Source organism: Novispirillum itersonii (genome assembly GCF_014205675.1).
Taxonomy (GTDB): domain Bacteria; phylum Pseudomonadota; class Alphaproteobacteria; order Rhodospirillales; family Rhodospirillaceae; genus Novispirillum; species Novispirillum itersonii_A.
The window spans coordinates 1-25,645 of record NZ_JACIIX010000002.1; the positions used below are offsets into that span (position 1 = coordinate 1).

A 25,645-nucleotide genomic window follows, 5' to 3' on the forward strand; every position below is an offset into this window, starting at 1 on the left:
CCCATCCTCAATCGCACCATGAATCCGAACCCGAAGGTCTGACGAGTAGCTCTTGCCCATGATCCACCTCCAAGAAAGGTGAATCACAAAACAGGTCACATGGGAATCACTTTGATTCGGGTTTCAGGCTCGGTGCTCTATTGCGCAACCGCGACAACATCAAGCGCCCTCAAGACAAGGTGCGCCTGGACGAACTGCTTGCCGCCAATCAGGCGCTGATGACGGTCTATGTGATGAAGGACGAACTCAAGCAGCTGTGGCGACAGCCGTCTGAAGAAGACGCCCGTACCGCGTGGCAGGCGTGGTGGGGCAAGGCTGTCGCCAGCGGCATCGCTCCGCTTGTCCGCTTCGCCAAGAAGTTAGCGCCCTACCTGCACGGTATCGTCGCAAGCGCATCATGGCGCCTTAACACCAGCATCCTCGAAGGCATCAACAACCGCATCAAGGCCATCAAGCGCATGGCTTATGGATATCGCGACGACGCTTACTTCTTCCTAAAGATCAGGGCCGCATTCCCCGGAATTCCTCGATGAACCTAAAAAATCACCCCCCGTGCAGGGCGCGGGGGGTGATCACGGTGTAAATGGTGAAGAGAGCTGTCAGGCCGTCACATTGTAAATGGCGGAAAACAGCTTGCCAGCCTTGCTGCCAGAGGTCGCGGTCTTCAGCAGGTTGGCATAGGATGTCTGTGTTGCTGTCGCCGAGTCGATGGCCTGTAGCAGAACCGTTGCTTCCTGCTGGACGGACTTCTGAAGACCTTTCGCCTCGTTGGAGGCACCCTCCTGAATAGAGATCCCGTTGGCATCCAGCTCGCTCATGGCCGTCTTGGCGTAGAAAATCATAAGGCTGGCAGTCTCATACGTTGGTCTGGCGCCCGGTTCTATGAAAATCAGCGGTGGTGCATGGCGTTGATCGTGAGCAGCTCCGGGTGCTGTTGCACGCGCTCAGCGGCCGTTTTCCAGCCAAAACCCTCGGGGCCGGTCGGAATATAGGGATGCAGGGCCCGCAGAAAAGCAATGTCCTCAGGGTAATCCAGCGTCCACCGCCACAGGGTGAAGGGGGCGCCGGGGCCGTCAACGTTTGCCTTTCGGCTGTCCGGATGGGTCCTGATGTACGGTGTTACGTGCTCCCGGTGGGCGGCGGCGACTGCTTCCGTGTAGGCACGTTCCAGCCATTCACGGCTCATTGCTTCCACATCCAGACCATGGGGGAAGCTGGGGGGCATATTGTTACAGGCGTAATCAATGCCGCCAGTTAACGCCGCCAGAACCTGTCCACAGATTTCAGGGTCAATCAGGGGACAGTCGCTGGTTACCCGCATGATGGTTGTGGCATCGTTCTGCCGGGCTGCCAGAGTATACCGTGCCAGAACATCATCCCGCGGGCCACGGGTAACGGGAAAGCCAAGCCGTTCAGCCTCCTGCGCGACGGGATTATCCTCGATCAGGTCAGGGACCGCGCACACCACCTGTGCAATGCCTGGGATGTGTCGGCAGCGTTCCAGCACATGGCTCAGCACTGTCCTCCCCCCCAGATCGAGCAGGACTTTCCCGGGGAGCCGGGTTGATGACATTCTTGCCTGAACAATACAGACGGCGCGGCTCATGGCTGGCCGCGCAGGGCTGTTGTCAGGGCCAGGCAGACTCGGTTCATATCTTCTGCGGTCAGGGTTGGGTAGAGCGGCAGACTCAGGCATCGCTGATAGTACCGGTCGGCACCGGGCAGGGTCAGATCAGGCCAGCGGCGGGCATAGTAGGGTTGGCGGTGGACCGGGATATAATGAACCTGACTGCCGACGCCATGTGACCGAAGGATTGCCATGACGGCAGCCCGGCTGATCCCGGCTGCGGCAAAATCGATCAGGGCAACCGCCAGATGCCATGCCGGTGTCTGAGCGGGTTGCTGTGGCAGCAGAGTGATGTGTTGTGAAAGGGTTTTCAGCCGTTCATCATACTCGGCGATCAGGGCTGTGCGTCGGGCAATGAAGGCGTCTAGACGTTTCATCTGCGACAGACCAAGTGCGCATTGGAAGTCCGTGGCCCGATAGTTGAAGCCGATCTCCGGCATTTCATAATACCAAGGGTTTGCTGCACCGTCGGTAAAGGCGTCTTCGGTGTTTTCAAAGCAGGACGGATCTCTGGTGAGACCGTGACCGCGCAGCCGTCTGAGGGCTTCGGCGAGTGCCGGATCCTGCGTCGTGACGGCGCCGCCCTCCCCCATGGCGATAGTTTTGACTGGGTGGAACGAAAAACAGGTCATGACCGCATAAGGGCTTCCCCCGACGGGGTAGCCGCCAGCAGAAATCGTTCCGATAGCGTGGGCTGCATCATCAATGATGACGCAGCCTTCCGTCGCCGCCAGCGCCGCCAAAGCATCCATGTCCGGGCTTTGACCGGCGAAGTGGACCGGTAAAACCACTCTTGGGGTCAGGCCAGCCTGCTTTGCCCGCTCGAGGGCTACCGCGAGCGTGTCTGTGGTAATCAGGGCGGTGTCGGGGTCGGTGTCGGCGAAGACCACCTCCAGTCCGACGGCCCGCGCCATATTGGCCGTGGCGACAAAGGTGATGCTGGGGACGATGGCGCAGTTCCGCCCGTCCGCTTCAAGTTGCAGGGCCGCAAGAGCCAAATGCAAGGCGGCGGTGCCATTGGCACAGACAACCGCGTGCGCAGCTCCCACGCGGTTTGCCAGTGCGGCCTCAAAGGCGTCAACCATCGGGCCGGTGGTCAGGAAGTCCCCCCGGAGCACCGCGCTGACTGCGGCGATATCATCCTCGGAGATGTCCTGACGCCCATAGGGAAGAAAGCTTTGACCGGTCATGACGGCAGAAGTCCTGCGTATTTGGGGAACTTTTGACGGATCAGATCCAGCATGACGTCGCGGGTCAGCCATTCGTTGTTTTTGTCGGAGGTATAAGAGAAATCCTCCGACACCGGGTGCCCGCCGACATATTCGAGCCGTGGGCTGTCGGAATGCACCGGGGCGGGCAGCAGGACATAGCGGTCCTCCAGCTCATACGTCGAGCGGGCATCATCAACCGTCAGCATCGCTTCGTGCAGTTTTTCGCCGGGGCGGATGCCGACAAGGCGCTGGGGCAGATGTGGGGCCAGCCAGCTGGCGACATCGGTGACTTTGGCGCTTGGAATCTTCGGAACGTAGATCTCACTGCCCTGCATCTGCGCAAGGGAGGACAGAACGAAATCGACACCCTGCTCCAGCGTGATCCAGAAGCGGGTCATACGGTCATCGGTGATCGGCAGGCTGTCTGCGCCCTGTTCCAGCAGCCGCAGGAAGAAGGGGACCACGCTGCCGCGGGAGCCAAGAACATTGCCATAGCGCACCACGGAGAAGGTGGTGGTGCCGGCGGCAATGTGGCGGGCCGCAACGAAGATTTTGTCAGAGGCCAGCTTGGTCGCGCCATAAAGATTGACCGGGTTGGCTGCCTTGTCCGTCGACAGGGCGACCACTTTCTGCACGCCACAGCGGATGGCGGCGGCAACCACGTTTTCGGCACCGCCGATATTGGTCCGCACGCATTCCATCGGATTGTATTCGGCGGCGGGAACCTGTTTCAGCGCGGCGGCATGAATGACGTAGTTGACCCCGCGCATTGCCATTTCCAGACGGTCCCGGTCGCGGACGTCGCCGATGAAATACCGCATACACGGGTACTGTTCCGGCGAGAAGGTCTGGGCCATCTCGCTCTGCTTCAGTTCATCGCGGGAGAAGACGATCAGGCGTCGCGGCTTGTAACGTTCCAGGACGGTCTGGATGAACATCTTGCCGAACGATCCGGTCCCCCCGGTGACCAGCATCTCTTTTCCGTCCAGATCGGGCATCTGCGCACCGAAATTGCGGATGATGTCAAACCCCTTGGAAATCATTCTCTTCTCCGTTTGATGCGACCCGTGACGCGGGGGCGCGGGGCGGCTTCTGCGCGTGGTCCGTATCCGCCCTTATCGATCCCCGTGGCGGGCCGGCCCCGACCTTCTGGGCAGGGCGTAAGGTTGCCCCGGTGTGGTTAAGATTTCGTCACGGCTTTTTGATCGGGAGCATATCGTTTCCGTTGCGGCGGGAATATTCCTGCTGTAGGATTTGATTCGTTCAGGGAGTCCTGAACCGAACCCATTCAGAAAGAATGGGTCTTCATACTCTGAGAAACGGAGCAGTATCATGGCTGATATTACCCTTACCTCTGCCAGCCGTAACAACCTGATGGCCCTGCAGAACACCGCAGACTTGGTGAAGCGGACCCAGAGCCGCCTTTCCACCGGTAAGTCTGTTAACTCTGTTGTGGACGATGCGTTGAAGTTTTTCTCCGCTAAGTCCCTCAGCGACCGCGCGACTGACTTGACTGCCCGTAAAGACTCGATCGATCAGGGCGTTTCCGCTCTGAAAGCGACGGTTGCTGCAACCGACAAGATCGAAAGCTTCCTCGGTCAGATGAAGGGTCTTGTCAACGCGTCCCGTTCTGCCGATAAGGCGACCCGCGCTGAAAACGGTAAGCAGATTGCCGAACTGGCCAAGCAGATTGAAAAACTGGTGCAGGATACCAGCTATCAGGGTCAGAACCTTCTGAACTCGACGGCTGCGAAGCTGACGGTCACTTTCTCTGATAAGACTGACTCGAAGCTGACTGTACAGGGGGTCGATTTCAAGGCTTCCGTGGGTCTGTACAGGGCCTCCGGTGGTAACAGTGCTCTCGGTGTTACTACTAACGCTGCTGCTGGCAGCAGTGTTAAGAGTAAGTTCTTGGCGGCTCTCGGCCTTATGAAAGCATCTGCGGCTGCTCCTGGCCTGTCGGCTGTGACGCTCAGTGTTGCGACTGCTCAGGCTGATTTCAACGCTAAAGCTGATGCCGCCATTGCCAAGCTGGATCAGACCATTTCCAACGTCCGCGCGAAGGCGTCTGTGTTCGGTAACTCTGTTGCCGTTCTGCAGGTCCGCCTCGACTTCACGAAGACGTACTCCAACGTGCTGAGCGAAGGTGCTGACAAGCTGACTCTGGCTGACCTGAACGAGGAAGGTGCAAACCTCCTCGCTCTGCAGACCCGCCAGCAGCTGGGCATTCAGTCCCTGTCGTTCGCCGGTCAGCAGGAGCAGGGTATTCTCGGTCTGTTCCGTTAATATCTGGCGTTCTGTTACCTATAAAAGCCGGGATGCAAATCCCGGCTTTTTTCTTTTGATGACGCGGTGCCGTGCTATAGGTAAAAGGCGCTTCTGTGTCTTATAGGGTCGGATATGGCGGAAACAGGCGTAAAATCCTGCCCCTTCCTGTATTTTGGTGTTTGGAGGATAGGGTATGGCCCTGAAAATACAAATTAAGCCGTCCCAGAAAATCCTGATCAATGGTGCAGTGATCGAAAATGCATCGGGGCGGGCGGCTTCCCTGGTTGTGCATAATCCGGCATCCATTCTTCGCGATCAGGATATCATGCAGCCGGATGATGCGCGCACTCCGGCAACACGCATTTATTATGCTCTGCAATGCCTGTACATTTTTCCGGAGGAGTCGGAACAGTATAAAGCTATTTTTAAACGCTTTGTGGAACCCTATGTCGAGGCTGCACCCAGTGCGCGGCCGATTATTGATGAACTCCAGCAGCAGGTTCAGGGCGGCCATATTTTTCAGGCGATGAAAACTGCGCGGAAGCTGATTGCTCACGAAGGAGAGGTACTCCGGAATGTCGAACAAAACCTTGCTCAAACACTACGACGCCCCGATTGAGGCTGGGAATCCGCAAAGAACCGAAGCCTGGGCCCTGCTACAGGCTGCGGTGCGGATCAAGACAGCGCAGACATCGGGTGATGCGGATGCTCTCCGTGCTGCGGTACGCCTGAACTGGCGCCTCTGGACCATCCTGCAGGCTGATCTTCTGGAGCCGACCAGTCCGGTTCCGACCGAGATCCGCGCGAATATGCTGTCTTTGGCAGCGTTTGTTGATAAGCAGACGGTGCGGTTTTTGTCGGAAGGGGAAACCTCTCTGCTCGACAGCCTGATCAGCATTAACCGCGAAATCAGCCGTGGCCTTTCCAGTGCTGATGAAAGCCCTGCTGAGACTCAAGGGCAGGGGCCGTCAACGTCTTCCGAAGCTTGAGTGTTTCAGGAACCATAGGGCGGGTCTGTCGCTGTGTGTTGAGCCCGTGTGATTGTGGGATGTAAAAATGGCAAACTCATTCTCCTCGATTGATCACTTGCGTAAGTTCTTTGACAAAGATGGTGTGAACTTTGGGGAGCTTGAGGATGCCGTTGCTGCTGAAATCGATGCGCTGCCTGAAGATGCGCCGAAGGAGCAGCTTGAAGCCTGTTATCTGTTGATTGCTCTGGCCTGTTTACAGCGGGGGGCTCTGGATCTTGCATGGGAGTATGCGTCAGCGGCGCATGACATTAATCCTGATCGCTCAGAGACCTGTCAGATTCTGTCGGTCTGCGGATCCCGTGTCGGGCATTTCGAGAACGCGGCCTATTTCCTCAAGCTGCTGAATGCCAGTGTCCCCAGTGATGAGGCGTGGATTACAGAGTTCGTGGTTCCTCACCTTCCTGATGTCGCCGCTGAGTTTGTAAAGATCGATGAGGCCCCCTTTGAGAAAAAGGGGGAACAGCTTTTACAGTCCGGTATGCTTGAGGACGCAGAGCGGTGCTTCCGCATTCATCTGTCGTTCTTTCCCCAAGCCTTGGGTGCCTTGATCGGTGTTGTCCGCTGCCTGATAGCGGCGAATGAGGTCGATGCGGCACTGAATATGCTTCGGGCTGCCCGGGTGATACACCCTGACAACATGCAGATCGTTGATCTGATGGCGGCATTGCTGCATCAGTCCGGTGATTTCAGAAGCGCGAACGCGTTGTTCCGCTCGACCCTTCATGACTCTGCTGATGTCGGGCGTCACGCCTTTGCCCTGAACCATATGCTCGAAGATCCGACGGTTCCGGCGCAGGAAATCAAGGAGCGGCAGCATCGTCTGGCGAAACTGGTCCGTCAGGGCATCAAGGGGGCTCCGCTGATGCCCGCGATGCCGACGATGAGCAATGAGACGCTGACTCTGGCCTACTTCCTGGATCCGCTGAGGTCGGCTGCGGAACAGACTGTGCTGGCTGATATTCTGCGCCATCATACGGCCCCGGCCTGTCGCGTGGTGGGAATTGGTATCGGGCCGCTCAGTGCCTTCCATAACGAGGTTTATAAGAGCGCGGTCCAGTCGTGGGTGGACGTCAGCGGTCTGTCTGACCGGACTCTGGCCCGGGTTATCGGCACCGAAACACCGGATGCGCTGATTGTCACCGGTGATCTGCGCTATCCGCAGGCCCTCTCTCTGCTGTGCAACCGTATTGCACCCTGTCAGGGGCTGATCAGCCGGCTGCCGGATCCGCTTGATCTGCCGTATCTGGATCTGTTCTTCCCCGAGACGGTTGGCAGCGCGTTGTCTCTCCCGTTGCTGCAGGCGCAGGATCCGGCTCCTTCCGGGGTTCCTGACGGGGCGGATGTCCTGATCGGGCTGGCCGGTGATTTCCGTGATTTTGACCCCGAAATTCTGGCCTCGCTCGCTGTGGCGCTGACATCCTTGCCGAAGGTGACCCTGCTGGTGCAGAACCGCGGCTATGATCTTGAGGCAGTGCGGGCAAGCCTGCTCAACCGCTTTGGTACGTTTGGTCTGGCGCACCGGGTCGATGCCGTCGATGTTGCGTCCGGTCTGGAGCTCTGCCAGAACAGCACTCTGTTGGTGCTTCCGAATGGTTCGCCGTCGTCCCAATGGGTTGTTGATGCCCTGGCGGCAGGAATCCCCTGTCTGACAGTTTCCCCGTCTGCCCGCCATCTGCAGGGGCCTGCGGCGACCCTGCGGGCTCTCGGGTTGCAGTCATGCGTGGCTGAGACCATAAGTGACCTGCCTGCGATGGTCCGGGATTGGGTTGATGCGCAGGATGAGCGGGCAGCCTTCAGGCAAAATTCTGCAGGACTTCTGGCCGGGTCAGATCTGTTTGATCTTGCGGGTCATGCCAGCCGGATTGAAGGTGCTGTACGCGCTCATCTGTCGACGCTTTCCTGACAGGGTTTAGAATGACCAGTCTCTCTTTGTATGACCGCAATGCTGAGGCTATTCAGCGTCATCTGCCTGCCCTGTGGGACGCATTGTCCGATGTCACGCCTTTTTCAACCGTGGTCTGGGATGGTGACGTTCCGGTCAACATTGATCTGGGTGGGGCTTCTCTGTATCCGGAGCCGGTTCAGTCTTGGAATGAGCGGCAGATGGCCGACATTCCCGGGGATCCGGGCGAGCTGATTTTCGGTAATATCCTGCACTGTAACCCGACCAAGGTCATTTTTCCGATGGTCAATCAGGTGCGGGATTTTATTGATGAAAAGAAAATCTTTCTTTCTGAGAAAAGAAAGAAAGAGTTCAACTTTTCAATTATTCTCGGTGTTGGTTTAGGGCTGCATATCCCTGCTCTGACCAGTTCAGAGGAGGTAAAGCATTTCATCATTTACGAACCAACACTGGAATTCATTAAGCATAGCCTCAATTTTGCTAACTGGCACGAGTTGCTGGAGAGAAAGGCTGACGGCAAGGTCGAAGTGACGGTGCTGTGGGGGCTTACCCCGGAAGAGGTGTCTGAGCGTATTCGGCGATTGGCAGGGGCCGCCGGACCTGAATTTATTGAGGGGACGACAATTCACCCTCATTATTATTCCGTCGATATCAAAGATACCTTCAGGCTTGTCAGAAAAATTCTCCTCACCGAGTCCGGATCTTCCGGGTTTTTTGAGGATGAGCTGAACATGCTTTGTAACACAACGCGGAATCTTTTACAGACTCCCAGCTTTCTTCTGAAGAAAATTGGTTTCATTCGGAAGAACATTCCAGCATTTATTGTCGCAGCCGGTCCTTCCCTCGATACTGATATTGAGCGGGTGAAGGAGCTTTCTGACCGGGCGATTATTGTGTCCTGCGGAACATCGCTGGGGATCTTGCTGAAGGCCGGGGTCACCCCCGATATTCATGTCGAGAATGAAAACGTTCCGGCGACCAAAGTCGTTCTTGATGATCTTGCCAGCAAGTTTGATCTGTCGAAGATTATTCTGGCTGCAACCACGTCGATTATTCCGGGAGTTGCATCCCACTTTGCTGAAACGTGGTTTTATTATAGGGCCGGTCTGAGCAGCACCTATCTCTTCTCGTCACCAAGTGAGGCCCAGTACGGCTGCTTCCCCTTTGTTGCCAATGCAGCTTTGTCGGTTCTGATCCGTCTCGGGTTTGGGTCGATCTACCTCTTTGGCTGTGACTGCGGCAGTAAGGATGTCAGTCGGCACCATGCCAGCGGCTCTGTTTATCACAGCAACACGTTGTTGGCCCCGGAGGACTCGGATCAGCGGTGGAAAAAGTCGCGGGACCGTGTTCTGCCGGGCAACTTTGGTGGTTCGATTTATTCAACGCATCTATTTGATCTGTGCCGGTATTATCTTGGTCTTATGGGATTGTTTTATCACGCCGGGGAGCGCTTCAACTGCTCTGACGGCGCTAAGATTGATGGCTTTATTCCTCTCGACTCCTATGACATTGAGTTGCCGGAGCCTGCTATGTCGAAAGAGCAGGTTTTCACGCTGATTCGGGCGCAGCTGGAGATCCATAAGCCTTCCGATCTTGCAGATCAGCTTCGTGAGCGTGGCTCTGAAACTGTTCTTAAGGCGCCGGGAGAGTTTGTTGGGCAGCTGAAGGATGTTGTCTCTGCGGTTGAATACGGGGCATCGCCGTATCGCCGTCTGTCTGAGGATGTTCATAACCTTTTGCAGAAACTGACGACTGCGAAAGATCCTGCCTGTCTGGTGATGGAGACCTCAATTCGCTCGATGGTCCGCATTTCGGCATACTTTGGGACCCGGATTGATGACGAACAGCATGCGAGAGAGTTTTTCGAAGAGGCGAAATCGGCTATACTCAATTGCGCGGATGTCATGGCGCAAACGTGCCATGATGCGTTTCTACAATGGTGCGAGCTTCCGGATAATCCGTTCCGGCCAATCGCTTACTTTGAATAAAGATGGTATTGGTGGCTGGCCGGAAAAAATCCTCCCGGGATATTGTTCGGTTCAGCCTGTTTTTTGGCGGAAAAATAGGCTCTCGTTTTAAAGGGTTAAGGGATGCCTGCTAAAAGCAGGATGCCCATTTTTCTTGATCTTCTCCGAGTCTCGGGATCAGGTCGCCGATGACTGTCTTTTCTACCACAGGTTCCCTGTGGTACTGTGGCCTAGGCATCTCTTAAAGAGAGGTGCCCTTTCTGAGAGGAGAATCCTCATGGTTTTCGCGACGACGCAGACCCTGAATGACACATTTGGCAGCTCCAGCATGCTGCGGATGCAGTTGCAGAATAACATTCAGGCCCGAGCCACTGCGGCCACAAAAATCATTGCCGACCAGACGGATGCCAAAGTCTCGATGATGGGACTTGAGCGCAGTAAGTGGGAAAATGTCCGCTCATCCATCGGTGAGGCAAAGCCGCAGTTTGAGGCGGCAGTGTCGGCGTTGCAGTCCGCAAAAAGCATGATCAGCGGCCTGCGGGGGATGGTCAACCGGGCGAATACCGCCACGGACCCGAATATGTACAAAGGCTATGCGTCGACCTTTCAGTCGTACGTCAAGTCGGTTGTTTCGTCGCTGACCAGTGCCCAGGGGCGCACTCCGTTGCTGGCCGAAGGGGATGGCAAGAACAACTCGGTCAGCTACAAGATCAGCACAACCGGGGCAGAGCAGATTGAATTCGGTCGTGATCTGGCGCCGAAGTACAGTCTGGTTTCTGGTGCCGATGTCTGGAAAGTGAACAGAAGCCAGAACATTCTGCAGCTGTATCGCGGCGACAAAGAACAGAACATGGCAGCCAATCTGACAAATGGCGTCAGGCTGGACGCAATTAACCCGGATGGTTCCGTTAATTTTACAGTCGGTCCTGACGCTGCGACTCCGACATCCTATACCAATGCCACAATGACTTCCTCGGGTCTGCCTTTGAGGGATGTCTGGTATTACGAAGGCCTCGCGACAGAGGATGGGCGCAACCGCGCCGTGAAGGATCTGGAGCAGTTTGCCGCGACTCTGGATACTCAGATTGCCCGTTTTCAGGGTATGGCTGACGTCGCCGATTTTTATGATATCCGGGCAAAAGCAGCGATGGATGAGCTGGATGCTAAGGGGGCGTCAATTCAGGAAGACGCCCAGAAGCAGGCGAAGGAAATGCAGCAGACCCTTCAGCAGCAGGCTAACGTTCTGCTGCAGGCGCTCGACTCGTCTGCAGTGACGCAGTTGTCGTATGCTAACCTGCTGAAGACTGCCTCTTCCGGGACCAAGGGGGCCAAGCTGTTTGACGCGATCTACAAAGTGACGGCCTGACGCAAAGAGCATGCCCGCTGATACCGTCTTCCGGCAGAGCCATAAGGCGATATCAGCGGGATATATTTAAGTATGCCCGTTTAACAGGATCTCCCGCAGGTCATACAGTCTGTTTAGTCTCCCCTTAAACAGGGGAGACTTTTCTATCTGTCTGTCGAGGCTGGACTGACCGATGATGTATGTCCTTAGCCCGGCAGACACTGCAGCCGTTACCCCATTGCGGCTGTCTTCCACCGCCAGAGAGGTTTCGGGACTGAACTTGAATGCGGATAGGGCCCGTAGATAAGGCTGGGGGGCGGGCTTTGTCGCCGTAACGTCTTCTGCACCGATGATGCCTTCGAAGTAGTGCAGCAGGCCGTTCTGTTTCAGCCACGCCCTGACATGCTGCCGCCATCCGGATGTCACGATAACAATACGGTAGCCTGTGTCCTGTGCGGCTTGCAGCAGGGCTTCCGCGCCATAGGCGGGTTGGTAGAAGCCGGAGGCGGACTGAATCCGGGTCCGGTAATCGGTGAGCAGATCGGTTTGGGGCCCGGTAATAGTGTGGGCCAGAGCAAGTCTGGCCACAATTTCCCGCAGGGAAGAGCCATTCAGGGTCTCAAATTCCGCGTCGCTGGGGGTGCCGCCATGATCGGTCACAAAAGACTGATAAGCCTGCCGCAGGCCGCTGATGCTATCTGCCAGAGTGCCGTCAAAATCCAGAAGAAGGCCGGGTGAGGGTGTCATTATGTCCAGTCCCCGGTCTGTACGCCCTCTCCGGGCTGAATGGCACGGGTGGCTGTTTTGCCTTCGATGGTATCCATCCATTTCGGATGCAGGCCCTGTGTCTGCTTCCCCGGGCGGAGGATGGCGACATTGATGTCTTCCCGCAGGACATCTCCCGGTCGGATCTCCGTCATCGCCTGTATACCCCGACGGGCGAAGGACCGCAGCTCCTGCTCGTCTTTCTGGACAGTCTTGCCCTTCTGGCCGAAAGCTGCTTCCATATCGCGGATGCGCGAGACCATCAGAGACAGTTCGTCTGCGGTAATGGCAAAGCTGTGGTCAGGGCCGGGCAGGGCATTGCTGAGCGTATAGTGCTTTTCAATGCAGCGGGCCCCAAGCGCAACGGCTCCGACCGGTCCGATGACCGGGTCTCTGCTGTGATCAGAAAGCCCGACCGGTACTCCGAAGCGTTGCCGCAGATACGGGATGGCGGCGAGGTTAAGGCTTGAGAGCGGGGCCGGATATTTGGCGGTACATTGCATCAGGCACAGGTCATGGCCACCCCGCTCCTGATAGTACTGGACGGACCATGCAATATCCTCCTCCGTTGCGGCCCCGGTGGACAGGACCAGAGGTTTCTGGCTTTTGGCACACAGGTCGAGAAGCCGGGGATGGCTTGACTCGTAGGACGCGATTTTGTGGATCGCCACATAGGGGTCAATCTGCGCAAAATCCTGCCGGGAGAATCCTGTGGACATGAAGTCGATCTGTTTTGAACGGCAGTATTGAGCCAGCCTCTCAATCATCTCGTAAGGCATTGCCAGATCAGAGAATATGGCCGAGATGTCTTCCTTAACACCGGCATCAGCGAGATAGTCTGACTTTCCTGCGTTGCTGACATACACGGTCTCAGGCCGGTAGGTCTGAAACTTAACGCAGTCAGCCTTAGCCTGTACCGCCGCATCAATCAGGGCTTTGGCCATGGCCATGTCCCGGTCCGGGGTACCCATCCGCCAGTTGGATCCCGCTTCTGCGATGACATAGACACCGCCCCGTCGCCAGCGGGGGGATGTCAGTTCAACCGTGTAGCGGTAGATCGCGACAACCTCGCCGGTATCGTCAACGCGATGTTCGGTCGCCACCGGCTCGCCATATCCCGCCGCCTTGAAGGCTTTGTATGACGCCACATTGTCACGGCGGACATCCGCAATAACGGAATCGACACCGCGATCCCGCAGGTAGGGCAGAATTTCAGAGAGAATGACCGTTCCAAAGCCCTGTCCCCGCATCTCAGGCGCCAGGACAACCGACAGATCAACGCACATCCCCGACAGGCCGTCAGGATGCGGATGGGGACGAAAGCGCAGGAAGGCCAACGGTTTGCCGTCAATGGAGGCAAAAACTGACGGGATCTCTGCCTTGACGATGGTTCTGGCGTAGCTGTCCCAAAACGCGGGCCAGCTTTTGGCATCCTGATGGTAGGATGCGTGCAGGGTTTCCGGGTCGTTCCGCCATGACAGGATGAGCCGGGCCTCTTCTTCTTTTGAAGCGCAGACAGAAAAGCGCATAGTGGGATTGGCCTGAGTCATACGGTTCCTCAATTGTTGAGACTGTTTCTGCGGAAGGCTTGGTCAGAAGGCGACGATGGAAAAAGAGCAGAAAGGATATCGGTTTACGGCCTTTTCGTCTCCCGTGATTATCAGGGAGCGCCCGGCGGTGCCTTTATCATCCTTTGTGCAGGAGAAGGTGGACGCCCTCTGGCAGGAGGCCCAGCAGTGCAGAGAGGAAGGCCGCCTGATGTTCGATGGCCGAGTTTATGCGCTTGCCGAACTGTCTGATACTGAGGTGATTATTGAGGAGCGTCGGTACCGGGAATTTTTTGCCGCCCGACTTGATCCCTCTTTACCGCTGGCAGTGGTACCCCTTGGGGTGATGGGGGGGCTCACCTGTCCCGAAGGGCTTGTGATCGGGCGTAGGGGGGCCTTTGTCTCTCTCTATCCCGGCCTGTGGGAGGTTGCGCCCTCTGGGACACTGGACTCCGTCTCGCCGCGGGATGTTCTGATCAGGGAGTGTCAGGAGGAGCTGCTTTTGGAGGGGGATGAAATCATTTGTGGAAACCACCCGATCGGTGTCATGTGTGCCGATGGTATCTATGATTTCGTATATAAAATAGAGACGGAAGTCTCTATCGGGGAATTGAAATTAAGAGTATCTAGAAATGATCAGGAATACTCAGACCTGTCTGTAATCTCACCCTGTGATCTTCTGGTTTTTCCGCATAAGAAATTTATTCCCCACTCTGCGGCCATGATTCGGGATGTTTTGGGGGAAAATTTAATTTTTTGACGGATAATTTTTAAAAGAAAAAGCGTGTACAGAGATGGTAATCACCTGACAGTTCCGCCTCAGGAGTAGGGTCAGGCAGCCGTCGGTTTCGTGGTGGCGGAGGGCGTCTTTTGGTCTCCCTCTTGCCCGCGTTTAGGTATGCCTTGGATAAAGGCGCTGATGGGGGTCCGCCCGTTCATGCCTCGCCCCTGATGTGGTCTCCGCTGGTTGTAGTGGATGAGATAAGTATCAAGGGCGGTTTGCATCTCGTCCACGGTTTCAAACCATGTTTTGCGCCCTTCAACACGGAAGTGCTCGTCGAGCAGGGTTCTGTGGAGGCGCTCCACGATCCGGTTGGACTGGGGCCGGGAGACTTTTGTCCGTTTGTGCTCAATCCCTTCAAGCTGAAGGAAAAGTTCATAAGGATGCTGGTCAGGGCGTCCGCAGAATTCGCGGCCATTGTCGCTGAGTACGGCATCAATCCTTGCATTATGCTCTTCAAAGGTCGGCAGGACCTCATTGTTCAGGGTCTGGACTGCGGTGATCGGCAGCTTGGTGGTGAACAGGCGCCCCCAGGCATACCGGCTGTGGCAATCGACGACCGTTTGCAGGTAAACCTTTCCGACCCCTTTGAGGCTGCCGACCATAAAGGTATCCACGGCAACCAGAGCCCCGGTATGGGGGGCCTCGATATGGCGTTCCCTGAATTCCGGGGAGAACCGTTCAAGGGCGCGGATCTGCTCGTCCGTCAGGCTTATTTTTCGGTCAGCGGTGGATTTTTCCAGCCGGAGGAGCCGGTCATGCCTGCTCAGGAGCTTGTGGCGCATCCAGACGCCCCGCACTCCACCGGAAGAAACCTGAAGCCCCCGCAGCGCCAGTTCCTGTGCAACACGGACAGGACCATGACAGGGGTGGTCAAGGGCGTGGGAAAGAATAGCCTGTTCGATTTCTGCCGCCACACGGTTGGGGTGGGGGCCTCTGGCTCCGGGGATCCGGTCAATCAGGCCATCGGCTCCGTAGGTCTGATAGTTGCGCCGGATTTCGTAAAACTGCTGCCGGGAGTAGCCCATTACCTTACAGGCCCGGCTGACGTTGCCCAGCTCCTGCGCTAATTCGAGCAAAGAGAGCTTCCGTCGTGCTACTTTCTTTTCTGTGGTCATGTCGGTTTTCCTCGTGTGCGTTGGACAAAGTTTGGCGACTTCATCCTAACCCACTTCCGGGGGCGGCATGGCCACACCGGCCCCCGGTATACCGGGGGCCGGTGTGGCTGCCACTGTCAGGTAAATACCGTCACGTCACAACCCGGCGTGTCTACGAGCGCGCCGGGTTGCGCTATCCGAGCGACCTGACGGATGATGAGTGGGCGCTGGTGGAGCCGCTGCTCCCACGCGCGAAACGGGGCGGCCGGCAGCGGACGGTAGATGTCCGTGAGGTGTTGAACGGCGTGTTCTACGTGCTGATGAGCGGTTGCCAGTGGCGGGCGCTGCCAAAGGATCTACCGCCCAAGAGCACCGTGCATGAATATCTCGGACTGTGGGAATGGGATGGCACCCTGGCCCGGATCCACTACGTGCTGTTCGTTGAAGTCCGCGAGATGGCCGGGAAGGAGGCCAGCCCGATGGCGGCGATCATCGACAGCCAGAGCGTCAAGGGTGCGGAAAAAGGGGGGCGCGGATTGATCCGGCGGGCTATGACGCGGGTAAGAAGGTCAAAGGCAAGAAACGGCACATCGTCGTCGACACGCTCGGCATGATCCTGGCGGCCCATATCCAGCCCGCCGACGTCCAGGACCGCTGCGGTGCGTTGCCAGTGCTGAAGGAGGCCCGCCGTCTGTTTCCGTTCATCGAGCGGATCTTCGCCGATGGCGGCTATCAGGGAGAGGCCACGGCGGAGGCGGTGCGCGAACTCGGAGCGTGGCACTTGGAAATCGTCAAACGCTCCGACACCGTCAAGGGATTCTAGGTGCTGCCCAAGCGTTGGATCGTCGAGCGTACCTTCGGTTGGCTGGGCCGCTGCCGCCGCCTCGCCAAAGACTTCGAGAACCTCTCGCGGATGCCACTGGGCTTCCTGCGACTTACTATGATCCGCCTCATGATGTGCATGATTGCAAGACACAGAAAATCATAGGGAACTTTGCGGACGGGTTCTGATATTTCGTGAAGTGTCAGATGTAATCCTTCAGGCTCAGCTTACTGGTCTGCGCCAGCACTTTGTAGGCGGCTTCCAGCGCCCGCTGGTCGTCGTTCAGCTTGGTGACGGCGGTGGTCAGATCAACGTTGGCGATATCGGCAATGCTGCCTTCCAGAAAGGACAGGAAGCTCTTGGCGTTGGTCTGGGCGTTCTTCAGCTCCACCTGCGTCAGGCCAAGGGTGGTCTGCACGCTGGTCATGTCATTGCTGTCTTCCCGCACGGTGTTGCCGTGGGTCATCGAGTCTCCGAGCAGGGTCATCGTCTGGTCCAGACGGCGATAGAATTCCTGCATGTCGTTGGCGGTGTTGCCGGTGCTGGGCATTCCCTGACCGAGGACGCCAAGGGCGCGGAACACCTTCTCGAAGGCCCCGTCCTGCGCGGTGACGGCGGTCGTCACCGTGCGGTTGGCATCGACCCGGTGGGTCATGGCCAGCGTGTCGCCCTGATAATAGCCGGAGCTGACCACGTTGACGTTGGACTGGGCCCCGGTGGTGCCGAAGGTTGGGGTAGTATAGACCATCTCACCGTTCAGGATCTTGGTCATCTCCGCCGCCGGAATCGAAGCATTGTCAGGCCAGCGGACCGTCACCGGGGCATTGTTGCCGGTCGAATTCTCGATTCCCATCACGGTGCCGTTCGGGACACCGATGTTGATGGTATATCCGCCGCCGGCGTCGGTGGCGGCCGCCGCAGGCGGCGGGGTCACCTTGACGTAACGGCCGTCCTGCGACACTTCCGTCACCGTATAGACCCCGTCATTGGCGGCGGTGCCGCTGTTGATCAGCAGGGTCATCCCGCGTTCCAGCGTGCCAAAGGCCCCAAAGCTGGTGGAGCTGAGCGAGCCTTCGGAAATGCCGGTCACCGGATCGGGCACCGTGGTGGCGAAGGTGATCGGGGCGGCGTTGTTCAGCGAACCGGTGACAAACCGCTTGGTTTCCCCGGCCCCGGTGTCCATTTCAATGACACCACGGTTTTCGGTGGCGGTCGGGAAGGCGGCCTTGTTGGAGAACTGAACCTTCAGATCCCGGAAGTCGGCGTTGAACAGGTCTGCTGCCTTGGTTTCCGGGAACATGACGGAACCGCCGTTATACACGGCCTCGAAGGCGCTCAGGCTGCTGGTCGGCAGTTTGACCGGGGCGGTATCGGTTTTCCCGCCGGAAAACAGGAACATCCCGTCGATGTCGGAGTTCATGTAGTACTGAACATTCGCCATCGTCTGCACCGCCTGCTGGCGGACGCTGGTGACCTGAGCCAGATACTCCGGGGTCGGAGCATCGGTGCGGAATTTGGCGAAATCCTGAAGCTTGCCCAGAAAATCCGCCACCGACTTACGGGCTTTTTCCACGGCGGTGGAGGCTGCCGCAACGCGGACCTCGGCCGTTTTGTTGCCCGCATTGTAGTTATCGGTCGCCGCATGCAGCGTTTCCAGATTAACCAGACGGAAGGCATCCGGGGCCAGTCCGGAATAGGTCTGGGTCTTGCGTTCGGTGTTCACGGCCAGCGCTGAGTCATTCAGCCGCGACTGCAGATCCAAAATGCTACTCAGCATGACCTGATTGGAAGCGTATGTGGTAACGCGGGTCATGGTGTGTCCTCCGGGGCGTCTTCAGCATCTGCCGGGGGGGCATTTCTTGCCCACCCCCGGGCACTATGGTCATTCAGGAAAACGGCTGACGGTGTCAGCGGATAATATCATTCAGCACATCAAACATCTGCTTGGTGGTCGAGATCACCTTGGCCGCTGCGGCGTAAGACTGCTGGAACACCATCAGCTGCGACAGTTCCTCGTCAAGGTTGACGGCGCTGATTTCGGCGTCCTTGGTGCTCAGGGACTGGGTCAGACTGTTCTGGTAGTCGGTGGCGGTCTTCGATGCGGCAGCCCGGCTTGAGGCATTGGAAATGATCGCCGCGCCGTAGTCGGCCAGCCGCAGCTTCCCGGTGCTCAGGCCGCCTGCGCCTTCATAGGTTTGCAGGGTGGTGAACACCGCCGCCATCTGGTTGGCAATGGCGTTGTCCCCGTTGGAGACATAATAGGCGCCGGTGTTGCTGTTAAACTGCAAGGCCCCGCGCTGAAGCAGGTTGGAATTGACGGTCAGCTTGTTTGAGACCTGCATGGTCTGGGCCATGCCGGATTTAGACGGATCAAAGCCCAGCGTATCCCACCCGGCACTGGTGGGGCCGGTGCGGGTGACCTGGAGTTCGCTGCCATCCAGATTGGTGATGCGGACGCGGGATCCGCTGCCATCGGGCACCACCGAGGCCTTGACCTTCCCGGCCAGCGACGCGGTGTTGTTGATCCGTGCGGCAATCTGGGTCGGGGTATCCCCGGCCATGATCAGCACGTTCCCAAAATTCATACCGTCCGTTTCTGACGAGAACGACAGGGTGGTCGCCTGCGGTGCCGTATAGGTGGCGTCCAGCACGTTGGACTCCCACTGCCAGTTCTTGCCGCCGCTGGTGTAAAAGTCGTTCAGGCCAAGGAAGTTGCTGAAGCCCTTGACGGTCTGGTCCCCGGTGCCGTCGGCATTGGCATCGAAGGAGATACCGACATCTTCGGCATCTGACCCGATGTTGGTGCTCTTCTGGTCGCGGAAGGCCAGCCCTTTGCCGCTGGAATTGATCTGGATGTTGAACTTGCCATCGGAGTCAACGGCAACGGTGGAGGTGGTCAGGCCCTGACCCTGCAACCAGCTTTGCATTTTCCCCGCCACCTGATCCATCGTCCACGGACCGTTCGAGGGTAGAGCGGGCGCGACGGGAGCCAGTGAAGTATCCTGCATGATGGTGTTCAGGGTGGTGGTGGCGGCCTGACTGCCGTCGGCGTTGAAGATCGTCATGTTGACGTCGCCGGAGGTCAGTTTCATCGTCTGGTTCGCCGCACCGGCGGTCTTGATGAAGGTTTTGGTCCCGATCATCGACGTGTTCAGCGTCGGGTAGGAGGTACCCCGGTTGTGGGCGGCGTTCAGCGCCGTTTTCATGGTGTCGGCCAGCTGGTCGATCTGGCTTTGCAGGGCAGGCACTTCGTTGTCGCGCATGTCGATCAGGGCGCGGAGTTTGCCGGACCGGATATCGCCGGTGATGTCAGCAGCCCCGATGGTCATCTTCGAGAACTGACCGGCGGAGAAGCTGTCCCACGGTGAAACGTTTGCCGTCGCGGCATAGTCGATCTTGCGGTAGTTGTTATCCAGCAGGGTGGTGCCGGAGGCGGTGAAGATGGTGATCGCCCCGCTTTCCTGCGTGTAATAGGACACGTCCATCAGGTCTGACAGGCTCTTCATCAGCGTGTCACGCTTGTCCTGGAGGTCCGCCGCGCCCTGACCGGTGGCCTTGGCGAGGGAGATCTTCTGGTTCAGGTCACTGATGCTGGAGAGGTAGCTGTTGACCTGCGTCACCGCCGTGGCGATTTCCTGATCGGCGTTGGTCCGCATGCCCTGTAACTGCTTCGACAGGTCGGCGAAGGCACTCTGGATTTCCGATGCCTTGCGGACGGTCTGATCCGCCATCGAAGACTGCTGGGAGTTCAGGGCCAGCTGTTCGAGCTGGGTCCCCAGATCGGTGATGCGGTGGGCGATTGACGTGGCATCCCCCGGGGCACCGAACAGCTGCTGCATCTGCTTGTAATAGGTGTTGCCGGTGCTCAGCTGTGAAGCCTGACCGCTGGAGGCCCACAGGCTTTTCCGCAGCGTTTCATCAACCCGGCGCTGGGTTTCACTGGTCTGCACCCCGACGCCGAACCCGCCGAGGGTCACGCTTTCCGGGGTGAAGATCTTGCGGGAATAGCCTGCGGTGTTGACGTTGGCGATGTTGTGAGAGACCGAATCCAGCCCGCGCTGGGAGGTCAGAAGCCCGCTGATCGCTGCGTTGAGTGCCAGATTGAGGGTCATGTCAGATGCATCCTTGGCCGTTCCGCGCCAAACCGTGTGTCAGAGAGAGCCGGACTGTCCGGCACCGGTGGGAGCGGTCGCTCAGAGTTCCTTATTCAACGCCACGGCCAGCGCCCGGGCGGTGATATTCTTGCTGTCCATTTTGCCGTGGTCGCTGTAGGAGGCCGACTGGGCCTCCTGCGCGTCCCGCAGGGCGGAGGTGATGGACCCCATAAAGCTGTTGATGGCATTGATACTGGCCCGCAGAAGGAGTTCATTCCTCTGCATGGTCTCGTCCAGTTTTTCCCCGGCGGCCAGCAGGGCATTCCGCCGTTCCGGCTCCAGCCCCTTGACCTGATCCGGGTCTTTTTTCAGGCCGAGAACCATTTCGGTATAGGCGCGGGTCAGGGCCTGCTTACGGGGCAGGGCTTCGCGCAGATCATCAAAGGCGCGGTTTTCCAGCGCCAGATTTTCCTGCGTCAGCTGGGTGGTCAGTTCTTCCACCAGAAACAGGATGGCGGCGGGACGGTCCCCGTCAGGCAGTTTAATGGCGGGCTGGGCAGGCAGCGGTGCCCGGCTGCGGGGTTGCCCCGGCTGCTGCTGTTGCTGCGGATTGGGATCGGCGGCGGCAGATCTGCCGGGGGCTGCCACCGGGGCGGCGGCCTCCCCACGGCCAGCCCGCTGGGCCGGGCCTGCGGACCCACGGGTTGCCGGGCGTGTCGGGGTGCCTGAGGAGCGGGTAATCCGGGTCATTCGTTACCCTCCGTGACGGTGGACGGCGCTGCGGACGCGGCGGCGTTGGCTTTTTCCTGAGCCTCCAGCATGGCGGTCATCACCTGATCGGTCAGGCCGAGCCCGTCCTGACGGGCGATTTCCTTCCCATACTGGTCAATCATCATGCTTTTCCAGGTGTCCTCACCGACACCACCGCCAAACATGTCGTCCGATTTAATGCCGTCAAACATCGGCTGCATCATCTGTGACGCAAAGAAGGAAACAAACTCCTGAGCGGCCTGCCGGGTGGCCTCCACCGACTTGCCCTTCCCGGTGGCCTGCTGACCATAGGCCGAGGCGGCGCGGGAGCGGCTGCGGGCGGTGTCCAACGTCTCGGTGGCGGCAGCCAGACCGGTGCCGGAGAGGGGAGAAGACGTCATCGTGCTCATCTTACATCACCTCAATTTCGGCCTGGAGGGCACCGGAGGCCTTGATGGCCTGAAGGATGGTAATCATGTCGCGCGGGCCGATGCCGAGGGCATTCAGGCCATTGACCACTTCCTGAAGGCTGACGCCGCCGTCAACCACCGCCAGTTTACGGTCCGCCTGTTCATCGACCTGAATGTCGGTCCGGGGGACGGTGACGGTCTCACCGGTGGCGGAGAACGGATTCGGCTGGCTGACCTGCGGGCTTTCGGTGACCTTGATGGTCAGATTGCCCTGGGCGATGGCGACGCGGGAAACCCGGACGTTATCGCCGATGACGATGGTGCCGCTGGTTTCATCAATCACCACCCGGGCCTGCATGTCCGGTTCGATCCGCAGCTGTTCCAGCTCGGTCATCAACTCGATCAGAGACCGCCCCGGCGGAACGGCGACCTGCACGGTACCGGGGTCGGTGGCACGGGCGCTGAGGGCCCCCATGTAGGCGTTGACGGCCTCGGAAATCCGGGTGGCGGTGGTGATGTCAGGGTTGCGCAGCGCAAGGTTTACGCTTTGCATCGATGCCAGCTCGAACGGCACTTCCCGTTCAACAATCGCGCCGCTTGGGATCCGGCCTGCGGTGGGGACGCCCTTGGTGATGGTTGCGGCCTGCCCGGAGGCTTCAAAACCGCCGACCTGCACGGTGCCCTGCGAGACGGCATAAACCTCGCCGTCAGCGCCGATCAGCGGCGTCACCAGCAGCATACCGCCCATCAGGCTCTTGGCATCGCCGAGCGCCGAGACGGTGACATCAATCCGCGAGCCCTGACGGGCAAAGGCGTGGAGATTGGCCGTCACCATCACTGCCGCGACGTTCTTCGATTTCAGGGAGGACCCACGGGTGTTGACCCCGAGGCGTTCCAGCATCCCGATCAGGCTTTCCTTGGTGAAGGCCATGTTTTCAATGTTGTCGCCGGTGCCCTTCAGGCCAACCACCAGACCATACCCGATCAGCATGTTGTCACGGATGCCTTCGACATCGGCGATGTCTTTCAGGCGGGACGGGGCTGCTTCCGCCGGGCACGGCAGGGTGCCGACGGCTGCCGCGGTCACAGCCACGGCCACCGCAAGCGTCCGGAGTGCGGCACCGGACCGGGGCAGCAGCGGGCGGAGCAGGGTGGTGAGGAAAGTGCGGATGCCGGTCATGGACAGGTGCTTTCTCTCAAAAGGGCAAAGTGACACGGGTGGGCAGGGTGTTCGGAAACGCAGCCGTCAGTCCGGGGAAATTCCTTACGAAGGAGACAGGCGCGTACCGCACATGCGAATCCCGTGCCACAGTGTTAAAACCAAAGTGTTTAGAAAGAATTGCGGTCAGGGAAAATCGGATGGGATCCGGGTCTGGAGCAAGGGGCGGCAAAATATGCCGGGGGGAGGGTGGTAGTTTCCGCTTTCATGGCATAGATCAAGATCTTAAAATCAATTCCTCCCCCCGGTCGGGGGCGGTGGGCCGCTGCTCCGGTGGCCTGTTCCGGCCCAAGGCGTAAGGCATTCAGGCATCATGAAGATTTCCGGTGTTGGCTCAGGTACGACGGCTCCGGCAAAGCGGACGGAAAAAGGGCGCGGTGCGGGGGGAACCTTTTCCCGGCATCTGGGGCCTCTGGATGATAACGGACCGACAGCGGTTGACGCTCCGGTGACCCTTGCCGGAATCGAGAGCATTCTGGCCATGCAGTCCGTTGATCCGGATGCGGGCGGCGGGGCGCGCAAACGTATGATTCAGCGCGGTGAAGAGCTGCTGGATCACCTGGAGGAGCTGCGGCAGGGGGTGCTGGACGGGAAGGTCTCCAAAGACAGCCTGACCTCTCTGGCGCATCTGGCCCGGACCCGCCGTGAATCGGGGGTTGATCCGCAACTGGCGGCAGTTCTTGATGAAATTGAACTCCGGGCTGAGGTGGAGCTGGCCAAACTCAACCGGAGATAAGGGTTTGAGGTCTGTCGCCCGGTCCACCGCATATGACGGAACCGTGTCAAATCCACGGTCTTGGGGCTTTGTCAACACTGCGGACTTGCGAATGTGACATCTGCCGCCTATAGTCCCCGCCGGATTTGGGAGGCTTTTGATCAATGACTGCTGTGACCGTCACCCTTCCCCCCGATTATCGCCCGTCTGACGACGAGCCGTTCATGAATGATCTGCAGCGGGAATATTTTCGCCAGAAGCTGTTGAGCTGGCGTCAGGAACTGCTGCGGGAATCCGAAGAAACTCTGGAGCATCTTCAGGAAGGTGGCCTGCAGGAGCCGGATCTTGCTGACCGGGCCTCTGCGGAAATGGACCGGACGCTGGAGCTGCGGACCCGGGACCGCGCCCGCAAGCTGATCTCCAAGATTGATGCGGCGCTGGAACGGCTGACCAACGGGACCTACGGGTACTGTGAGGAAACCGGCGAGCCGATTACCCTCCGCCGTCTGGAGGCCCGTCCGATCGCCACCCTGTCCATCGAAGCGCAGGAGCGTCATGAGCGGATGGAGCGGACCCACCGTTCCGATTGAGGCCCACCGTTCCGATTGCGGATTGGGTCTGAGACATCCCGGCTGATGAAAAACCCCGGAGCAGGAACACTGCTCCGGGGTTTTTATCTTGGGGGGAGGTCCCACCGTACCGGTCAGTGAGTCAGGCCATCCTGAATTTTCTGCTCGGTCTTATGGAGGGCTTCAAGAAGCCCCTCGGCGATCTGCATGTTGATCTCGGCAATCGTTTTCAGGGTATCCGTCGGCTTCCCGCTGAGCATCAGAACGCATTCCGAACTGACAAAATCAGCAAGGCGGATGATGTTCTCGCGGGTGTTTTCCGGAAAAACGCTGTGGGTGCTCAGGCTCAGGGCCTTAAAAGCCAGCCACAGCTGGAGGTTATGCTCGACGGCCGCTTTGATGCGGTCGGCATTCTGTGTTTCGTCGGCGGCGTTAATGGCGTCCGCCGCCAGAACCAGCGCCAGCGCTTCCCCTTCGCGCTCCGCCTTGTAATCGTCCCAGGAGGTCATGCCCCTCTCCTCTTTGTCTGTCGGGACCGCCCGATGGCGGTCAGATGACGGGAGAAGTGTGCGCCTCCGGGGCGGCGAGGGAAAGGGGTATCCCTCTGATTGGTCTGTTCCGACATGGATGACAGCAAAGAAAAGCCCCCGCACCGGAAGGGCGGAGGCTTTGGTCTGTCCGGTGGGGGGCGCGGGATCAGAAGGGGAAGATAATGTCGAAAATCTGCTGACCGTAGCGCGGGGTCTGAACGTCGGAAATGGTGCCGCGTCCGCCATAGCTGATCCGGGCCTCGGCGATTTTGTCCCAGTCGATGGTGTTGTCGGAGCGGATATCTTCCGGACGGATGACGCCGGTGATCGCCAGTTCACGCAGCTCGGCGTTGACCCGCACTTCCTGCCGCCCGGCGATGACCAGATTGCCGTTGGGCAGCACCTGAAGAACCACCGCGGCAAGCCGCAGTTTGATGGTTTCTTCGCGCTTGATGGAGCCGGAACCGGAGTGGGATCCCTTGGAATTGGCCGAGGCGAGGCTGTTCAGGTTGACCCCGTCGGGCAGCACCTTGGCGGCGGAGGCTTCCAGCCCGAACAGATTGGGGATCCCCATCGATTCGCCGGCGGTGCGGGAGCTGGACGTCGCGTTGTCCAGTTCGGCCTTTTCGCTCTGAATGTTGACGATGATGGTCAGGATGTCACCGACCTGACCGGCGCGCTGATCTTTGAAGAAGGCGCGGGCACCGGGGCGCCACAGGCTGTTGGGATTGGGCTGCGACATTTCCGGCGCGGGCATCGGCAGCGAAACCGGGCGGTAATCGCGCTTCTGGACCGGATTTTCGATGGTGGAGAGCTGGGGGCCGTCACCGACCTCGGACAGGCGTTGCAGGGTATTGCAGCCGCTGAGGGCCGTGCTCAGACACAGCAGCGCCGCAATCCTGCGGGCGGATGAGCCTGCGCGCCGGGGCGATGGATGGGTCTTCTGTGCAGTCAGGCGAAACATGGGGCTTCTCCGGGTGGCCGGTGTGCGCA

Annotated in this window: 23 protein-coding genes and 2 pseudogenes; 11 read left to right on the forward strand and 14 right to left on the reverse strand. The window is 58.7% G+C overall.

All coding sequences use genetic code 11. The annotated features are described in order from the left end of the window. Nucleotides 1–137 precede the first annotated feature (137 nt). Nucleotides 138–533 (forward strand): annotated as a pseudogene (locus tag FHS48_RS03235) (ISL3 family transposase); the annotation flags it as partial. Between the two features lie 66 nt (nt 534–599). Here the strand turns inward: FHS48_RS03235 and FHS48_RS03240 are convergent. From FHS48_RS03240 to pseB, 4 genes are read right to left on the reverse strand one after another with little or no spacing between them, the layout of a single operon-like run. Continuing rightward, entirely contained in the window at nt 600–842 is a 243-nt protein-coding gene (locus FHS48_RS03240; protein ID WP_184261411.1) for a hypothetical protein, read from the reverse strand. A gap of 47 nt (nt 843–889) precedes the next feature. Further along, nucleotides 890–1,606: a cytidylyltransferase domain-containing protein gene (locus tag FHS48_RS03245; protein WP_184261413.1), complete on the reverse strand. Its 717-nt coding sequence runs from the start codon at nt 1,604–1,606 to the stop codon at nt 890–892. After that, a complete protein-coding gene (gene pseC, locus FHS48_RS03250) occupies nt 1,603–2,817 on the reverse strand; it encodes a UDP-4-amino-4,6-dideoxy-N-acetyl-beta-L-altrosamine transaminase (RefSeq protein WP_184261415.1) in 1,215 nt (404 codons plus the stop codon). Before pseC ends, FHS48_RS03245 begins: the two co-directional genes overlap by 4 nt. Then, entirely contained in the window at nt 2,814–3,881 is a 1,068-nt protein-coding gene (pseB, locus tag FHS48_RS03255) for a UDP-N-acetylglucosamine 4,6-dehydratase (inverting) (RefSeq protein ID WP_184261417.1), read from the reverse strand. The genes pseC and pseB overlap by 4 nt, the downstream gene beginning before the upstream one ends. 289 nt (nt 3,882–4,170) lie before the next feature. On the opposite strand from pseB, the gene FHS48_RS03260 reads away from it, so the two are divergent. From FHS48_RS03260 to FHS48_RS03285, 6 genes are all read left to right on the forward strand, one after another. Further along, nucleotides 4,171–5,124, forward strand: a complete 954-nt coding sequence (locus FHS48_RS03260; RefSeq protein WP_184261419.1) for a flagellin N-terminal helical domain-containing protein — start codon at nt 4,171–4,173, stop codon at nt 5,122–5,124. A 175-nt stretch (nt 5,125–5,299) separates the two neighbouring features. Further along, nucleotides 5,300–5,725 carry a flagellar biosynthesis repressor FlbT gene (locus FHS48_RS03265; RefSeq protein WP_184261421.1) on the forward strand — a complete coding sequence of 142 codons (426 nt, stop codon included), beginning with the start codon at nt 5,300–5,302 and terminating at the stop codon, nt 5,723–5,725. Then, complete coding sequence (locus tag FHS48_RS03270) at nt 5,682–6,095, forward strand: flagellar biosynthesis regulator FlaF (RefSeq protein WP_184261422.1); 414 nt, start codon at nt 5,682–5,684, stop codon at nt 6,093–6,095. Before FHS48_RS03265 ends, FHS48_RS03270 begins: the two co-directional genes overlap by 44 nt. Nucleotides 6,096–6,147: 52 nt before the next feature. Continuing rightward, complete coding sequence (locus tag FHS48_RS03275) at nt 6,148–8,040, forward strand: tetratricopeptide repeat protein (protein ID WP_184261423.1); 1,893 nt, start codon at nt 6,148–6,150, stop codon at nt 8,038–8,040. An 11-nt stretch (nt 8,041–8,051) separates the two neighbouring features. After that, on the forward strand, nt 8,052–10,028 hold the full coding sequence (locus tag FHS48_RS03280) for a motility associated factor glycosyltransferase family protein (RefSeq protein ID WP_184261424.1): 1,977 nt from the start codon (nt 8,052–8,054) through the stop codon (nt 10,026–10,028). A gap of 256 nt (nt 10,029–10,284) precedes the next feature. Continuing rightward, nucleotides 10,285–11,373 (forward strand): hypothetical protein, encoded by a 1,089-nt coding sequence (locus FHS48_RS03285; protein WP_184261425.1) that lies wholly within the window; start codon nt 10,285–10,287, stop codon nt 11,371–11,373. Nucleotides 11,374–11,439: 66 nt separating this feature from the next. Here FHS48_RS03285 and FHS48_RS03290 read toward each other — a convergent pair whose 3' ends face one another. Both FHS48_RS03290 and FHS48_RS03295 read right to left on the reverse strand, forming a co-directional pair. After that, nucleotides 11,440–12,099: an HAD family hydrolase gene (locus tag FHS48_RS03290; protein ID WP_184261426.1), complete on the reverse strand. Its 660-nt coding sequence runs from the start codon at nt 12,097–12,099 to the stop codon at nt 11,440–11,442. Next, entirely contained in the window at nt 12,099–13,667 is a 1,569-nt protein-coding gene (locus FHS48_RS03295) for a GNAT family N-acetyltransferase (protein ID WP_184261427.1), read from the reverse strand. The genes FHS48_RS03290 and FHS48_RS03295 overlap by 1 nt, the downstream gene beginning before the upstream one ends. 55 nt (nt 13,668–13,722) lie before the next feature. Here FHS48_RS03295 and FHS48_RS03300 point away from each other — a divergent pair, with 55 nt between their 5' ends. Beyond that, on the forward strand, nt 13,723–14,424 hold the full coding sequence (locus tag FHS48_RS03300; RefSeq protein ID WP_184261429.1) for an NUDIX hydrolase: 702 nt from the start codon (nt 13,723–13,725) through the stop codon (nt 14,422–14,424). Nucleotides 14,425–14,495: 71 nt separating this feature from the next. Here the strand turns inward: FHS48_RS03300 and FHS48_RS03305 are convergent, their stop codons facing one another. Continuing rightward, a complete protein-coding gene (locus FHS48_RS03305; RefSeq protein ID WP_184261430.1) occupies nt 14,496–15,563 on the reverse strand; it encodes an IS481 family transposase in 1,068 nt (355 codons plus the stop codon). A gap of 113 nt (nt 15,564–15,676) precedes the next feature. Between FHS48_RS03305 and FHS48_RS03310 the strand changes: the two are divergent. Further along, nucleotides 15,677–16,530, forward strand: a pseudogene (locus FHS48_RS03310) (IS5 family transposase). Between the two features lie 37 nt (nt 16,531–16,567). Here FHS48_RS03310 and FHS48_RS03315 read toward each other — a convergent pair. The 5 genes from FHS48_RS03315 to FHS48_RS03335 all read right to left on the reverse strand — a co-directional run bounded on the left by FHS48_RS03315 (nt 16,568) and on the right by FHS48_RS03335 (nt 22,799). Then, on the reverse strand, nt 16,568–18,178 hold the full coding sequence (locus FHS48_RS03315) for a flagellin (protein ID WP_221443355.1): 1,611 nt from the start codon (nt 18,176–18,178) through the stop codon (nt 16,568–16,570). Between the two features lie 94 nt (nt 18,179–18,272). After that, nucleotides 18,273–20,477 carry a flagellar hook-associated protein FlgK gene (gene flgK, locus FHS48_RS03320; RefSeq protein ID WP_184261432.1) on the reverse strand — a complete coding sequence of 735 codons (2,205 nt, stop codon included), beginning with the start codon at nt 20,475–20,477 and terminating at the stop codon, nt 18,273–18,275. Nucleotides 20,478–20,558: 81 nt separating this feature from the next. Further along, nucleotides 20,559–21,209: a hypothetical protein gene (locus FHS48_RS03325; protein WP_184261433.1), complete on the reverse strand. Its 651-nt coding sequence runs from the start codon at nt 21,207–21,209 to the stop codon at nt 20,559–20,561. Beyond that, nucleotides 21,206–21,619 carry a rod-binding protein gene (locus FHS48_RS03330; RefSeq protein ID WP_184261434.1) on the reverse strand — a complete coding sequence of 138 codons (414 nt, stop codon included), beginning with the start codon at nt 21,617–21,619 and terminating at the stop codon, nt 21,206–21,208. Before FHS48_RS03330 ends, FHS48_RS03325 begins: the two co-directional genes overlap by 4 nt. A gap of 1 nt (nt 21,620) precedes the next feature. Next, nucleotides 21,621–22,799, reverse strand: a complete 1,179-nt coding sequence (locus tag FHS48_RS03335; RefSeq protein WP_221443356.1) for a flagellar basal body P-ring protein FlgI — start codon at nt 22,797–22,799, stop codon at nt 21,621–21,623. A 352-nt stretch (nt 22,800–23,151) separates the two neighbouring features. Here FHS48_RS03335 and FHS48_RS03340 point away from each other — a divergent pair, with 352 nt between their 5' ends. Continuing rightward, on the forward strand, nt 23,152–23,574 hold the full coding sequence (locus FHS48_RS03340; RefSeq protein ID WP_184261435.1) for a flagellar assembly protein FliX: 423 nt from the start codon (nt 23,152–23,154) through the stop codon (nt 23,572–23,574). A gap of 152 nt (nt 23,575–23,726) precedes the next feature. Further along, the gene (gene dksA, locus FHS48_RS03345) at nt 23,727–24,143 is read left to right on the forward strand and encodes an RNA polymerase-binding protein DksA (protein WP_184262010.1); all 417 of its coding nucleotides are present in this window, start codon (nt 23,727–23,729) and stop codon (nt 24,141–24,143) included. A gap of 113 nt (nt 24,144–24,256) precedes the next feature. On the opposite strand, the gene FHS48_RS03350 is transcribed toward dksA, so the two are convergent. Together FHS48_RS03350 and flgH are read right to left on the reverse strand one after the other, a co-directional pair. Next, nucleotides 24,257–24,631, reverse strand: a complete 375-nt coding sequence (locus tag FHS48_RS03350) for a flagellar biosynthesis regulator FlaF (RefSeq protein WP_184261436.1) — start codon at nt 24,629–24,631, stop codon at nt 24,257–24,259. A 187-nt stretch (nt 24,632–24,818) separates the two neighbouring features. After that, complete coding sequence (gene flgH / locus FHS48_RS03355; protein ID WP_184261438.1) at nt 24,819–25,616, reverse strand: flagellar basal body L-ring protein FlgH; 798 nt, start codon at nt 25,614–25,616, stop codon at nt 24,819–24,821. Between the last annotated feature and the right edge of the window lie 29 nt (nt 25,617–25,645).

Excerpts from the sequence above, each read along its gene's own strand:
- FHS48_RS03350 (WP_184261436.1), bottom strand. The coding sequence starts at position 24,631 with ATGACCTCCTGGGACGATTACAAGGCGGAGCGCGAAGGGGAAGCGCTG.
- FHS48_RS03260 (WP_184261419.1), top strand. The coding sequence starts at position 4,171 with ATGGCTGATATTACCCTTACCTCTGCCAGCCGTAACAACCTGATGGCC.
- FHS48_RS03270 (WP_184261422.1), top strand. The coding sequence starts at position 5,682 with ATGTCGAACAAAACCTTGCTCAAACACTACGACGCCCCGATTGAGGCT.
- FHS48_RS03315 (WP_221443355.1), bottom strand. The coding sequence starts at position 18,178 with ATGACCCGCGTTACCACATACGCTTCCAATCAGGTCATGCTGAGTAGC.
- FHS48_RS03300 (WP_184261429.1), top strand. The coding sequence starts at position 13,723 with ATGGAAAAAGAGCAGAAAGGATATCGGTTTACGGCCTTTTCGTCTCCC.
- FHS48_RS03330 (WP_184261434.1), bottom strand. The coding sequence starts at position 21,619 with ATGAGCACGATGACGTCTTCTCCCCTCTCCGGCACCGGTCTGGCTGCC.
- flgH (WP_184261438.1), bottom strand. The coding sequence starts at position 25,616 with ATGTTTCGCCTGACTGCACAGAAGACCCATCCATCGCCCCGGCGCGCA.
- FHS48_RS03245 (WP_184261413.1), bottom strand. The coding sequence starts at position 1,606 with ATGAGCCGCGCCGTCTGTATTGTTCAGGCAAGAATGTCATCAACCCGG.
- FHS48_RS03240 (WP_184261411.1), bottom strand. The coding sequence starts at position 842 with ATGATTTTCTACGCCAAGACGGCCATGAGCGAGCTGGATGCCAACGGG.
- FHS48_RS03265 (WP_184261421.1), top strand. The coding sequence starts at position 5,300 with ATGGCCCTGAAAATACAAATTAAGCCGTCCCAGAAAATCCTGATCAAT.
- FHS48_RS03285 (WP_184261425.1), top strand. The coding sequence starts at position 10,285 with ATGGTTTTCGCGACGACGCAGACCCTGAATGACACATTTGGCAGCTCC.
- FHS48_RS03335 (WP_221443356.1), bottom strand. The coding sequence starts at position 22,799 with ATGACCGGCATCCGCACTTTCCTCACCACCCTGCTCCGCCCGCTGCTG.
- FHS48_RS03305 (WP_184261430.1), bottom strand. The coding sequence starts at position 15,563 with ATGACCACAGAAAAGAAAGTAGCACGACGGAAGCTCTCTTTGCTCGAA.
- FHS48_RS03280 (WP_184261424.1), top strand. The coding sequence starts at position 8,052 with ATGACCAGTCTCTCTTTGTATGACCGCAATGCTGAGGCTATTCAGCGT.
- FHS48_RS03325 (WP_184261433.1), bottom strand. The coding sequence starts at position 21,209 with ATGACCCGGATTACCCGCTCCTCAGGCACCCCGACACGCCCGGCAACC.
- FHS48_RS03290 (WP_184261426.1), bottom strand. The coding sequence starts at position 12,099 with ATGACACCCTCACCCGGCCTTCTTCTGGATTTTGACGGCACTCTGGCA.
- flgK (WP_184261432.1), bottom strand. The coding sequence starts at position 20,477 with ATGACCCTCAATCTGGCACTCAACGCAGCGATCAGCGGGCTTCTGACC.
- pseC (WP_184261415.1), bottom strand. The coding sequence starts at position 2,817 with ATGACCGGTCAAAGCTTTCTTCCCTATGGGCGTCAGGACATCTCCGAG.
- FHS48_RS03295 (WP_184261427.1), bottom strand. The coding sequence starts at position 13,667 with ATGACTCAGGCCAATCCCACTATGCGCTTTTCTGTCTGCGCTTCAAAA.
- pseB (WP_184261417.1), bottom strand. The coding sequence starts at position 3,881 with ATGATTTCCAAGGGGTTTGACATCATCCGCAATTTCGGTGCGCAGATG.
- FHS48_RS03340 (WP_184261435.1), top strand. The coding sequence starts at position 23,152 with ATGAAGATTTCCGGTGTTGGCTCAGGTACGACGGCTCCGGCAAAGCGG.